Here is a 12,943-nt window from a genome sequence, read left to right on the forward strand (position 1 = left end):
CTCTAATTCCATTTGGTTTGCGTTCTCTCATATCGCTTTTAGTCTAAACTCCAGTTGACAGGCTCTTAGATAAAAATTGCAACACCCTGCACTTTAGGAGTACAGGGTGTAATACAGCTAAATTTTGTGTGATTCCCAGTTTCTATTTACCTCAAAGCCAATCTCGGTAAGCTGATATTTCATTTACGCTGATTTCAAATGGCATCCCCTTGCCAAATGGCGGATAAACGCGGATTTTGCCATTGCTAGCAAACCGCTCTAATCTATTACCCAACTGGGCAATATTGCTAACAATATGCCAGTAAGATACTAAATCAGGGCAGTCAACAATTAATGTGAGGATGCTAGCATTTGTTGTGATATACCACTGACAATTAGACAACAGGACTCGCGTAATGCGATCGCAGGCTAGATAAAAGCATCTGCCAGTAGACTGTTCTAGCTCCATTTGCAGCATTCCATCCTGTTTCGTTACCTCAGTGGGAGGTAAATCATCGGGAGGAAGCAAGTATAGTTTAGAAGACATAATTTCGCACCTCTTGGTTGTAGCGCGTCAAACTGTCCAGGTTTTTTTGCAGATCCGCAGACGAGGGTTTGAGTGCTAGCGTACCTAAATCTAATTCGTCCTGAAATTTCTTGATTTTGTTTCGACAAGTCTCCACATCACCGATAATTGAATTCTCAATCAAATAATCTTCGTCGAAACAAATATTTGTGCGATCAAATGGTTTTTGGTTGGGATTCGCACTATTTTGCAATACTTGAGCCGTATTAGCTTTCATTTTCTGGCTAAATTGGCGAACGAAAGGTAACGCTTCACTCACAGCCTCATCAAATGTTTTGCCAACAAAAAAGAAGCGTGCCAGCACCAACTTTTCCGCACCACTAGAATTTAAGGCTCGATATTTGGCAACAGTATCTTTCAATCTCTCTAGGGAAAATGGCGGCCCACCCATCAAGCTGAAGGAATGTTTAGCGGCAAACTCGATACCATCATCGCCGCCAGTGGCAACATACACTGGTATTTGACTCTGCAATGGTTTTGGGTAAATTGTCAGGCGATCGCACTGATAATACTTACCGTTAAATGATACATCAGTTTCATATAACAGCTTGTGAATCAGTGCGATCGCCTCTAGCATCTTGGGACGGGCTTCACTGGGGAGTGTTGCAAAATGCTTATTTTGTTGGGGAAAGGGGCCACCTTTAGCAACTCCAAACAATAATCGTCCATTGCAAAGGTTATCCAGAGTGGCAATATCTTCCGCTACCCGAATCGGGTTATGGAATGGCAGTAACACCGCCGCCGTCCCTAATTGGATAGTTGAAGTCAATCCCGCCAAGTGTGCCATTAACAGCAACATAGACGGGCTGAGATTGGATTCACTAAAATGATGCTCACTCACCCACGCTTCCTCAAAACCTAAGCTTTCAGCCTGTTTTACCAGCGCTACTTGCTCAAACATGGCACGATGAGCATCTTGGTGAAAATTATCGTAATTGCAGAAAATTCCAGTTTTCATTACTTGCGTTAATACTTTGTACTCACCGTAGGTGCTGGCTATTCTGGTTTGTAGTAAGCACTTTAGTGCTTAAATATTTGAAGACTAAATTCCTCTCTACAAACACATTTCCCCTCTTAATTAATGCGATGAATTACTAAGTTGCAACCCACTGCAACTCCAACCATAGGCGTGGGTTGTTCTCTTTTACCTTCGACATCGGATCGCGCAATAATCGCTTGGCATTCATGCAGACAACCTGGATTAAACCCATATTGTCTGCTACTTCTCTGAGTATTTCTTTTTGAGCTTGCACACAGGAAATCATTTCGTCAGAGCAATAAATTCCTATATATTGCAAACGTCTGGCAGGTCGTCCCCAAAAACAGGTGATGACTTTCACATAACACCCATCCAGCAATTCCCCAACTTGCGGATAGTAATGGTTGACGACTCTTGTGAATTCTTTGGCTAAGATATCTTCAGCAATCATTGGAACTGATATTTCTGTAGCGTCCATCACGCTATTTAATATAACATAATTTTGTCAGTTAAATATGACAAAATAGCCTATTAGGCTTAAATAAAATGTTAAATATTAATTGAATAATAATTCAGGAGTCAGAATTCAGAATTCAGAATTTAGAATCAAGATGCGACGCTCTAAAATACTCACTATCCGCTTTTTCGGTCAGAATTTATTCTGTTACACCATTTCACGAAAATCTTGATACATATAGATTTTTCGTAGGGGTTTAGCACTGCTAAACCCTTACCCACGTATTTGTATCATTATTAAAGTGAAATAGTATTAGCGGGGCATTTAGCCCATTCTGGCTCCTGACTCCTGAATTCTGTTCAATAAAAAAAGAGGTGTACTTTATTTAGTATACCTCCGTGCGTAAAGCATCTTTATAGGACTTACGCAAAAATAATTGAAAAGCCTATTATTCCGTAGCGGTAATTCATGAATTACCGCTACTTACGACGTATTTTGCGTAAGTCCTACTTTATTGTTGAATTCTAACTTTTGAATTTTAATTATTATTATCGAGCATTGCGTTCACAAACTAAAACCTCTGCTACGATATCCGGCACATTCATAAAGTCTGTAAATCCTTCAGAACCACGGATTGGTGATATAAATGTATAGTTTGGATCACACACTCCATTGTCATACACTTGAATAAACCACCTATCGGGAAATCCTTCCACACCTAATTCCACAGTGTACCAACTCTCGCCAATCAGACGAGAGTTAAAGATTGTGAACCACTCTCTGTTTTCTTCTGAGATATTCCAATCTGCCATGAGCAGTTCTAAAGCTATTTGTCCTGCATCCGTTGAAGTCAACAGCATTTTTACTCCTTATTTGCAACTTCAGTATTTGCAACTTCAGTACTGGGAACTTCCGGGTATAAACCCAATTCTTTAGCTAGCTCACGCGCCACAAAAAATAAAAATTTGGCACCATCTTGATTGCCTTCATGGGCAAACATAGTTGCTACTTGTAACATTGTTTCTACGAAACCAGAATCAATCAATTCTGGCTTTGATTCCAAAATTTCTGGTTCTTGACCATTAGGGCATCTGAGTAATTCGTCAATCAGATTAAAATACAGTTGTTGGCGTTGTTCTGACATGGTAATTTTGTTGATTTGAGTGAGTAAATTGTGAATAGGTTACTGTTCGATACTTTGCTGCCACAGTCTTTCCAACATTTCAACTTGTTCTTTTAAAACAGCAGCACGATGAACAAGATACCTGTCGTAAAAGAGAATCCCTAACCCAACACAAATCGGGGTTAACAAGAAGAACCATTGCAGGATAGTAGCAAATTTATATTGTTCAGCAACAATCAGCATTTGATGAACCACATTACGATCAGAGGATTGAATGCTAGTCTGAGGGGAATGTGTACCCTCTGTTCGGGGAGCCAAGGTGGGAGCCTGTGTACTAGCATTGTTCACTTCGTAAGCTAAATTCTGGGATTTTACTAACTCCAGATGTCGCTCCCAAACTATGCCAAATACTACTAGCTCTGGTGAAAGCACTGCTAAGGTAACGACGAAAACTGTAAGGACATTTAAAAGTTTGGCTTTCATCTTGGCTCTCCCTTGCTAGGTAGTATGCACCCCAATACTTCTCGGATTTTGGGGAAAAGGGGAACGGGAAAGGGAAAAGAAAAAATCTTTACTCCTTAACCTTTAACCTTTAACCTTTTTCCCAAACCCGATTCCGAGTTAAAAGTGATTAACCGAGAAGTATTGATATGCACCCAGTAAGAAAATATCTTTTGCTGTTTAGCTAAAGTAGTTATATATTTCTACCTCTGAAACAGTTTTGATATTAAAATATGTGTAAACGGTAATTTTCACAATTGTTAGTTCTCAGTTATTTTTCTAATCACCACTGATCACTGACTAATGAAAATTTACCAACTTTTTCACAAAACGTAGGATTATTCAGTCAGAAATAACGCACTTAGATTCTGGAATCTGGTTGCATCCTAGTCTCAAAAGAGAGATTAAGAAGTCCCCCCTAGTTCACTAAGCTTTCGCTTAGGAATGTTGGGGGGTAGAGGGGAATCTCTGCGTAAATCCTATACGATTTATATCAGCCGCTCTCCACAAAACAGTTTACCCCAGCCCTGTTAAGATTATTAAATTCATTAGAATAGTACTCAAAGGCTGTAATTCCTATCTGATAAGTCTTATAAAAATTAATTGGGGTATGGGTGCTAGTGTTTTTGAGACGAGGTGCTAGTGTTTTCGAGGTGGGGTTCTGGTGTTTTTGTACTCAACCTAAAAGCAATGTAGACAATGATTCAGGACTATTTTTGATGCAAATTTGGTCGGGTAAAATCTGCACTCAAAAAAGAATACCAATGTCTCTTGATCAAGATAGACTAATAATTTATGAAAAGCAATTAAATGTTTGGAAAGTAGATTATCTTTCCCTAACAAATAGAAAAAATGGTGGAAATTATTCATATATACAGAATTACAGAAATCGAATCTCAAGCAAAGAGACAATAGTCAGCAATTTCAAATGGTAAAATAGAAGGATGCTTCCCTAGTCCTCTGCTGAAGTGAGAATCAATCGGAACATCTAATAAAAGTTCTTCCTAAACTTTCATATTTTGTGGTTTAGTTAGAATACATAGTATATGCACTCATTGACACTACACTACAAATTAAATACACAAAAGCTTATTGTTATAAGTAAATACTCTGTACTAAGATTTAGGATTTTAGGAGATAAATAATGCGGATTGCTCAAGACATCACAGAACTGATTGGACGAACTCCTTTAGTTCAACTGAACAAGATTCCCCAAGCTGAGGGAGTAGTAGCAAGGATAGTTGTCAAATTAGAAGGTATGAACCCAGCGGCTTCGGTGAAAGACCGCATTGGTTTAAGTATGGTACTCTCAGCAGAAGCGGCTGGCTCAATTTCCCCTGGAAAGACCATTTTAGTTGAACCTACCTCTGGTAATACAGGAATTGCTCTAGCGATGGTAGCAGCAGCGCGTGGCTACCGTTTGATTTTGACAATGCCAGAGACGATGAGCCAAGAACGACGAGCTATGCTCAGAGCTTATGGTGCGTCTTTAGAATTGACACCAGGTGCTGAAGGAATGCGGGGAGCAATTCGCAAAGCCGAAGAAATTGTCGCTAATACTCCCGATGCTTTTATGTTGCAACAGTTCCGCAACCCTGCTAATCCCAAAGTTCACCAGGAAACCACCGCCGAAGAAATTTGGGCAGATACAGACGGGGAAGTAGATATCGTCATTGCTGGGGTAGGTACTGGTGGGACGATTACTGGGATTGCAGAAGTACTCAAACAGCGCAAGCCGACTTTTAAAGCGATCGCAGTTGAACCCAGCAACAGCCCAGTTCTCTCTGGTGGTGAAGCTGGCCCACATAAAATTCAAGGTATTGGGGCGGGATTTATCCCAGATGTTCTCCGCCTAGAATTAGTTGATGAAGTAATTAGAGTCAGCGATGAACAAGCGATCGCATTTGGACGACGCTTGGCAAAAGAAGAAGGCTTATTGTCTGGAATATCTTCTGGCGCAGCTTTGTGTGCCGCCATTCAAGTAGGTAAACGTCCAGAAAATGCCGGACGTTTAATCGTGATGATTCAGCCTTCCTTTGGTGAACGTTACCTCAGCACACCTATGTTTCAAGACTTGTCCTTAGAAACTGCTGGCGTCCGTTAAGGATAACTGTAGGGGCATACAGCTGTAGCCCCTACTTCATACAAACGAAAACTGCTTTCTGCCTTTCTTTGTAAGTATTAAAGAGTGGTATTTCAAGCAACAACAATGTTCTTGCTAATTTCCTGTGAAAGTGGAATGCGGATTTGAAACTCCGCTCCCTGTCCGGGTTCTGAGATGCAAGAAAGTGAACCACCATGTTTTTCGGTGACAATTTGGTAACTAATCGACAAACCCATACCTGTCCCTTTGCCCACAGGTTTTGTGGTGAAGAAAGGATCGAACAGGCGTCGTCGAATAGACTCTGGTATACTTAGACCATTGTCTGCAATCCGAATTTCCACTTGATGAGTATTAATTTGCTCAGTATGAATAGTAATGGTTGGAGTTGTTATTTGTCCTTGATTGTCTGCTAATGACTCTTCCAAAGCATCGATCGCATTACTCAACACATTCATAAACACTTGATTCAGCTGCCCTGCATAGCATTCCACTTGGGGCAGATTGCCGTAGTTTTTCACAAGCTGAATATCGGGACGATCTGACTTTGCTTTAAGGCGATGTTGCAGAATCATTAGGGTACTGTCGATCCCCTCATGAATATTAACGGCTTTAATCTCGGCTTCATCCATGCGTGAGAAGGTTCGTAGAGAAGCGACAATTTGTCGAATCCGGTCTGCTCCAACCCACATAGAAGACAGTAGCTTAGGCAGGTCTTCCAGCAGGAATTCCAGATCAATTGCCAGGGCTTCTTCCTGAATCTCTGGATGGGGAGATGGGTAATGTTTCTGGTAAAGTTCCAGTAGTCCCAGCACCTCTTGGGTGTAGTTGTTGGCATGGGTCAGGTTGCCAAAGATAAAATTGACCGGATTGTTGATTTCGTGGGCAACACCTGCTACTAGTTGCCCCAAGCTCGACATTTTCTCGGTCTGCACAAGTTGAGCCTGGGTTTGTTGGAGTTTGTGCAGGGATTGTGCGAGTTGTTCTGCTTTTTCTCGCTCTCGCGTTTCGGATGCTTGGAAAGCTTCGTTTTTAGCTTCGAGTTCTTGTGATTTGGTTTCCAGTTGTTGCGAGTAGGTTTGCAGATTGGTGTAGAGACGAGCGTTGTCGAGCGCAATGGAAATTTGTGCTATCAACAGACTCAGCACATTTACCCGTTCTGGGGTAAAAGCACCAGTAATGAGATTATTTTCCAGATAAATAATACCAGTAAATTTGCCAGAGTGAATCAACGGTAGACACAAAATCGACTTAGATTGATAAGTGGTGATATAAGCATCAGCCGCAAAACGGGAGTCTTTAACAGCATTGTCTAAAACTAAGTTGTTTCTGGTTCTTTCAACATAGTTGAGTAAAGCAACTGGGAGCAAAGCTGAATCAATTTCATCTTTCGAGTTAACAATAGCAGTTGATACACTAACGTCCTGACCTTCAACAATTCCCACTGCTTCTAGCAGCCATTGATTATCGTGCTTGGCAATAAAGTAACCTTGTTCAGCGCCAGCATTTTCGATGACAATCTTCATCAATTTTTCAAGCAGGTGAGTTAGCACCATTTCTTCCGACAGCACCTGAGCAGCTTTCATCACTGTCATGAAGTCGAGAATGTGAGCGCCTCCAGTGGTCGTAGAGTGTGTTTGAATAGTGTGCAGGTAATTCGTTTCTAGTTTTTCTGTATTTGATTGCACAATCAATTGCGGATAACGTGCTTCTAAATCTTTGACTTTAGCAACAGCGCCCCAATGGCTATAGGCGTAGTAGGCATTGGTCATGTAGGTTTGAGCGATCGCTTCTTTACCCCATAACAAATAGAATTTGGCTGCGAGTTCGTAAGCGATCGCTTCTTCGTTGATGTACTTGTTTTCTTTCGCAAGTGCGATCGCCTGATCGTACATCTCAATGGCTTCTATTTTTTCGCCTAAAATTCGATGCCGTTCTGCCTCTACTAAATAAAATTTGTGTAAATGATTCATTGGGGCATGATCCGCCCATTTTTGCATTTTTTCTTGATTAGCTTGGACGCGATCGCGAATTTCCTGTTGCTCTGACTCTGAGCGATCGCCATACACCGCTAGCCGTACTAAAGAATCGTAACAATGGAATACAGGAACAAAGGGCATTCCTACCACTGTATCTAAATACTTCTCTGCTATAGCGAGATTCTCAATCGCTTCTGAGTAATTTTCAAACCAATAACAAAGTAAAAATTTGTTCAAATATATGTAGCCAACTCCCGCATTATCGTTCGCTTGCTGGTGCAATGGCAACCTGATCTGCTCATCGCAGGCATCACCCTTTAGAAGGCACGGATTTTCACTTTTTCCGAGCAGATTTAAGGTAGCCTGCCAATAGATTTCTATATAATTAAGCGCTGTTTCTTGCTTGATTTTATGAATAGCATCTCTGTTTCTTGCTATCTCTCTTTCAAGGACAGTCAATTCTTTACCGCTAAAGTAAGCTAAACAGGAGTACTGGAGTAGACTATAGCCTGCATATTCTAAATCTCCTGTTTCCATCCCGCTAGAATAGCCTGATAACAAAGGCTCTAAGGTTTCTCTTAAATGCTCTTTCCAATGTCGGATAAATAGATTTACGATGAAAAGTGTCTTAGGTTTGATTTCTTGAGCATTTAACTTTGACAATAGATTTAAAGCTAATTGGCCGAACTGATAACCTGAATCAATATCTCCCACAATGGCACAAAGAAGAAAACCATAATTGGCATAAGCAAAGGGAGAAACGGAAGCATTACCATATTGGACGGATAATTGTACTTGTTTGCACACCGTCAATGGCAATAGTGCCGGAGCAGCAATGTATGCAGGAGCAAAAATACTTGACAATAGTCTCATGGCTGCTAATTTATAGCGATCGCTCATTTGAGGCAGGTCAATTAAATCCTCAATTTGTGTTCCACTCAAAATTGCCGCAGTTTCTGCCAATGCTTGCCCAATATCTGATGGGTTCGGCTGTTGGGGAAACTCAACTCCCAATAGCTTTAAAACTTCTAGCGCTGTGTTAACCGCTTCTAGCAGCCTGTTCTGCGCCATATAAGCTTGCATCTGGACTTCATACACTTTAATTTTGTCCAGTAGCGTCATAGCGCAGTTTTGGATTATTTCAAAGAATCTCTGCATTTCTTCAAAATCACCGCTCAAAAAAGCCGCCTCTGCTGCTTCTGAGTAGAGTGTTAATGTCAGTTCATATTCACACTTCCAGCTTTCTTCTACTAACAGTCCTAAAGCAACTTGCAAATATTTGACACCGGAATCGTGCGCTGTGGCTGCTTTAGCTCTCTGTCCGGCGATGAGATTGAGTTCTGCAAGTTGATATTTTTCGGTTTCAGATATCAGTAAATCAGTACCGTAATTGAGTTGATTAACTAAAGCAAATATATTTTCTTTACGTTCTTCAGGTGTAGTGTTTTGCAGTAGTAATTGACCAATTTTCAGATGCGTTGCTTTCTTCTGCTCATCGGGAATCAGACAATATGCCGCTTGCTGTACTCGGTCATGTAAAAACTTGTAATCAACTTTGATATCAGTTAAAGCAATTTTGCCAGATTCCTCCTGACTAAAGACTAAGGGAATTTTGTAATCCTGACTTAAAGGCAAAATTAACCCAGCTTGCAGGGCTGACCACAATTGCGCCGCAGTCGTTAGAGAAGATGTTTCATTAACGATCGCCAATACATCTAAGTTAAAAGTATTACCAATACAAGCAGCCAGTTTCAGGACTTTTTGCGTTTCTAATGAGAGTTTACGAATATTTCTCGCTGTCAGTTCAACAACATTTAGGTCGCTAATGCCAATCGCTTGAATATGTTGAATATCCCACTGCCACATCCCAAACTGGAAGTCATACGTTAGCAAGTCTTCTTGGTGTAGGGTTTTCAGCAATTGTGTTAAGAAGAACGGATTTCCCCCGGTTTTGTGGAATAGTAATTCTGCTAGTGGCTGACTGCATTCTATGTGATTAAATGTATCGCCAATTAACGCTTCCACATTCATTAACTGCAATGGTGATAAGACAATGTTATTCACTAGTGCACCAGAGGCTTGAATCTTGGACAAACTCATCATCAGTGAATGGGTGGGCGACACTTCATTATCACGGTATGCCCCGATTAGCAATAAATATTTGCGTTCAGTATCCGTTATTAATAGCTCAATTAAGTTCAGCGATGCCGAATCTGCCCACTGTAAGTCATCAAGAAACACAACTAAGGGATGGTCTTGGTTCGTGAATACCCCAATGAATTGCCCAAAGACGCGATTGAAGCGATTTTGCGATTCTGTCGCTCCCAATTGTGTTACATCTGGCACAGTTCCAATAATTAGTTCGACTTCTGGAATCACATCAATAATGACTTGTCCGTTTTCTCCCAACGCAGTTAACAGTTTCTCTTTCCACCCTTGGATTTGGGCAACGCTTTCGGTGAGTAATTGCTGAATCAAAGATTGGAATGCCTGAATCAACGACGCATATGGAATATTGCGCTTGAACTGGTCAAACTTGCCTGCAATGAAATAACCCCTTGCTCCCACAATCGGTTTATGAACTTCATTGACGACACTTGTCTTGCCAATACCCGAATAACCAGAAACTAGCATGAGTTCGCTGCTACCATCTGCCACACGCTCAAATGCAGCCATCAATGTTGCTACTTCTGCTTCGCGTCCATACAGCTTTTGCGGAATCAAAAAATGCCCAGATTTGTCCTGTCTCCCTGGTACGAAGTTTTCAATCTTGCCAATCACTTGAAGCTGAAACAAGCAGTCCTCTAAATCCGCTTTCAGTCCCCAAGCGCTTTGATACCGCTCCTCTGCTGTTTTCGCTAACAGCTTCAAAATAATTGCACTAATCGCCTCTGGCACATTTCCCAGAACGCGACACACGGTTTTTTGACAGGGTACGGCTGGCATTTTGGCGATGTGACAGTGTATCAACTCCATCGGGTCAGCAGCATAAAACGGCAGCGTACCCGTCAGCATTTCATACAAGGTGACACCCAACGAATAAAAGTCGGTGCGATAGTCGCACACCCGATTCATTCTGCCTGTTTGCTCAGGCGACATATAGGCAAGGGTACCTTCGAGCAAATGAGGATTGCTCAAGGTGGTATTTTCTTGATCAAGGCGTGAGGAGATACTGAAGTCAATCAGTTTAATTTCCCCAGATTCAGGATTAATTAGAATATTGTGCGGCTTAATATCTTTATGTATAATTTTTTGGGCGTGCAGCTCTCCTAATGTGTGTGCCAAATTAATCGCCACCTTCAGAAAAATAATTAAGGTGGTTGTTTGAGTGGCAATAAGTTCTTTGAGCAAGCAACCTGGAATATCTTCTAAAACTAAAGCTAGACCATGCTGATAATTCTTTAACTCGTAGGCTTTAACAATGCCAGAAATTCGTAGCGGCTCAATGATTTGATATTCGTGGCGCAGTCGAGCAACATCTTCTAGAGGTGGATGTTCGCACAGAAGAGTTTTGATTACGACAGAAGCATTATCGGTTTCTCGCCGTCCACGATAAATGACGGTTTTACTACCGGAGTGAAGAGTTTCGAGGAGTTGATAACCAGATAAAGTGGCTGTCATAATTTTTTCTTGCAATATAAGCATTCTTAATATGCCCATGCAAGTTTAGCTTCGTAACATCTGAGACAAAAATAAGCATATTTTTACGAGATGTTACGAACACTAATTCACTCCGAAGTTGTATATTGATACTTGAGGTATTGTTACATCTCAAACTCAATAATTCAGGTTTTAATAGATTACATCACTTTGACATCCTCCCACCACTAATTCGGAGTACCGAATATAGTGGGGGATTCCAAAGATTACTCTTTGGGTTTCCTCTTTCCACGAGTTGATTTGCTTGAAGGAATTTCTTCACTCAAGTATTGATCAGTCTCTCCAGAGGCGTTAGTTCCGACGTGACCCGCCGTACTCAATCCTTTTTCTAATATGTTCCGTGCTGCGTTCCAATCCCTATCTTGGGTATGTCCACAATGAGGACAAACATGGGTTCTAGTGCTAAGAGTTTTTTTCACAACCTCTCCACAATTAGAGCAATTTTGCGAAGTGTAGTGAGGTGGAACGGCAACCGTTACCACGCCAAACACTTTACCAAAATATTCAACCCACTCACGAAACAGCGACCACGACGCATCACTGATAGATTTAGCCAAGCGATGATTCTTGACCATATTACGCACCTGCAAATCTTCATACGCCACGAGGTCGTTAGACTTCACTACGCACCTTGCTGTCTTAACAGCAAAGTCTTTACGTTGGCGACTTACTTTGAGATGTTTTCGCGCAAGTTTATTTCTAAACTTGACTCTGTTATTAGAACCTTTTTTAGTCTTAGACAAGCGGCGTTGCAACCGTTTCAAAGACTTTTCACTCTTACGCAGGTGTCGGGGATTGGCGATGGTTTCCCCATTACTATCGGTCAAAAAGTGGTTCAATCCAACATCAATACCAATAGTTTTACCTGTTGGTTCTCGCCTTTCTACTCGCTCTTGGTCGATGCAAAACTGGGCATAGTACCCATCGGCACGACGAACGACACGAACACGCTTGAACTGTTTGAGTTGGTAGAAATGCAGGTCACGGGTTCCCCACAACTTGAAGGTTCCTGCTTTAAACCCATCTGAGAAAGTGATATGCCTGCGGTCGTCAGAAAGTCGCCATCCACAGGTTTTGTATTCAACAGAACCATGTGTTTGTTCTTTCTTAAACCTTGGAAATCCTTTCTTGCCTGGTTTAGACTTTTTGCAATGATCAAAAAATCGAGCAATTGCAGACCACGCCCTTTCAGCGCTGGCTTGTCTTGCCATCGAATTAAGCTTGGCGACCCAAGGGAACTCAGTGTTAGCAGCAAGTACAGCGCAGAATTTACTCAGATCGTATCGCCCAACGCCCTTGTTATCCATCCAGTACCGAAGACAAGCATTGCAAACAAACCGCGCAGTTCTAATCGCTTCATCAAGCGCTTGATACTGTACGTTTTGTCCCTCAAGTTTTGCTTCAAATACCAGCATATTTACGTCATATCTACTAACGTAAATCATTAGCATGGATTTGCGAAAAACTCAACTATTCTCTCTCCCCCACTGGCTTACAGCCAGTCATTTGTCGGAGAATGTCTCGTTTTTCGCCCTCGATTCATCTCGCCGCCAAATCACAGATTATGGCGGGAGCCTT

Annotated in this window: 9 protein-coding genes; 1 reads left to right on the forward strand and 8 read right to left on the reverse strand. The window is 41.5% G+C overall.

Translation table 11 applies throughout. The features are described from left to right. Positions 1 to 151: 151 nt before the first annotated feature. The 6 genes from ABF638_RS08100 to ABF638_RS08125 all read right to left on the reverse strand — a co-directional run bounded on the left by ABF638_RS08100 (position 152) and on the right by ABF638_RS08125 (position 3,607). Complete coding sequence (locus tag ABF638_RS08100; protein WP_181930331.1) at positions 152 to 526, reverse strand: hypothetical protein; 375 nt, start codon at positions 524 to 526, stop codon at positions 152 to 154. Then, positions 516 to 1,523: an LLM class flavin-dependent oxidoreductase gene (locus ABF638_RS08105; RefSeq protein ID WP_435021792.1), complete on the reverse strand. Its 1,008-nt coding sequence runs from the start codon at positions 1,521 to 1,523 to the stop codon at positions 516 to 518. The genes ABF638_RS08100 and ABF638_RS08105 overlap by 11 nt, the downstream gene beginning before the upstream one ends. A 136-nt stretch (positions 1,524 to 1,659) precedes the next feature. Beyond that, positions 1,660 to 2,022 (reverse strand): hypothetical protein, encoded by a 363-nt coding sequence (locus tag ABF638_RS08110; protein WP_069068421.1) that lies wholly within the window; start codon positions 2,020 to 2,022, stop codon positions 1,660 to 1,662. 527 nt (positions 2,023 to 2,549) lie between these two features. Continuing rightward, on the reverse strand, positions 2,550 to 2,861 hold the full coding sequence (locus ABF638_RS08115; RefSeq protein ID WP_435021795.1) for a hypothetical protein: 312 nt from the start codon (positions 2,859 to 2,861) through the stop codon (positions 2,550 to 2,552). 2 nt (positions 2,862 to 2,863) lie between these two features. Beyond that, on the reverse strand, positions 2,864 to 3,145 hold the full coding sequence (locus tag ABF638_RS08120; RefSeq protein WP_069068423.1) for a hypothetical protein: 282 nt from the start codon (positions 3,143 to 3,145) through the stop codon (positions 2,864 to 2,866). Positions 3,146 to 3,184: 39 nt separating this feature from the next. After that, entirely contained in the window at positions 3,185 to 3,607 is a 423-nt protein-coding gene (locus tag ABF638_RS08125) for a hypothetical protein (RefSeq protein ID WP_435021797.1), read from the reverse strand. A 1,162-nt stretch (positions 3,608 to 4,769) separates the two neighbouring features. Between ABF638_RS08125 and cysK the strand changes: the two genes are divergently transcribed. Beyond that, positions 4,770 to 5,729 (forward strand): cysteine synthase A, encoded by a 960-nt coding sequence (gene cysK, locus ABF638_RS08130; RefSeq protein WP_435021799.1) that lies wholly within the window; start codon positions 4,770 to 4,772, stop codon positions 5,727 to 5,729. 92 nt (positions 5,730 to 5,821) lie between these two features. On the opposite strand, the gene ABF638_RS08135 is transcribed toward cysK, so the two are convergent. Next, complete coding sequence (locus ABF638_RS08135; RefSeq protein WP_435021801.1) at positions 5,822 to 11,326, reverse strand: trifunctional serine/threonine-protein kinase/ATP-binding protein/sensor histidine kinase; 5,505 nt, start codon at positions 11,324 to 11,326, stop codon at positions 5,822 to 5,824. Positions 11,327 to 11,571: 245 nt separating this feature from the next. After that, positions 11,572 to 12,780, reverse strand: coding sequence for an RNA-guided endonuclease InsQ/TnpB family protein (locus ABF638_RS08140; RefSeq protein WP_435021878.1), 1,209 nt, complete (start codon positions 12,778 to 12,780; stop codon positions 11,572 to 11,574). Positions 12,781 to 12,943: the final 163 nt, after the last annotated feature.

It is taken from the genome of Nostoc sp. CALU 1950 (assembly GCF_051172895.1).
GTDB classification, from domain to species: Bacteria; Cyanobacteriota; Cyanobacteriia; order Cyanobacteriales; family Nostocaceae; genus Nostoc; species Nostoc edaphicum_A.

What these genes read in the sequence shown, in the direction of transcription:
- ABF638_RS08120 (WP_069068423.1), bottom strand. Translation starts at nt 3,145, where the DNA reads ATGTCAGAACAACGCCAACAACTGTATTTTAATCTGATTGACGAATTA.
- cysK (WP_435021799.1), top strand. Translation starts at nt 4,770, where the DNA reads ATGCGGATTGCTCAAGACATCACAGAACTGATTGGACGAACTCCTTTA.
- ABF638_RS08135 (WP_435021801.1), bottom strand. Translation starts at nt 11,326, where the DNA reads ATGACAGCCACTTTATCTGGTTATCAACTCCTCGAAACTCTTCACTCC.
- ABF638_RS08140 (WP_435021878.1), bottom strand. Translation starts at nt 12,780, where the DNA reads ATGCTGGTATTTGAAGCAAAACTTGAGGGACAAAACGTACAGTATCAA.
- ABF638_RS08110 (WP_069068421.1), bottom strand. Translation starts at nt 2,022, where the DNA reads ATGGACGCTACAGAAATATCAGTTCCAATGATTGCTGAAGATATCTTA.
- ABF638_RS08125 (WP_435021797.1), bottom strand. Translation starts at nt 3,607, where the DNA reads ATGAAAGCCAAACTTTTAAATGTCCTTACAGTTTTCGTCGTTACCTTA.
- ABF638_RS08100 (WP_181930331.1), bottom strand. Translation starts at nt 526, where the DNA reads ATGTCTTCTAAACTATACTTGCTTCCTCCCGATGATTTACCTCCCACT.
- ABF638_RS08105 (WP_435021792.1), bottom strand. Translation starts at nt 1,523, where the DNA reads ATGAAAACTGGAATTTTCTGCAATTACGATAATTTTCACCAAGATGCT.
- ABF638_RS08115 (WP_435021795.1), bottom strand. Translation starts at nt 2,861, where the DNA reads ATGCTGTTGACTTCAACGGATGCAGGACAAATAGCTTTAGAACTGCTC.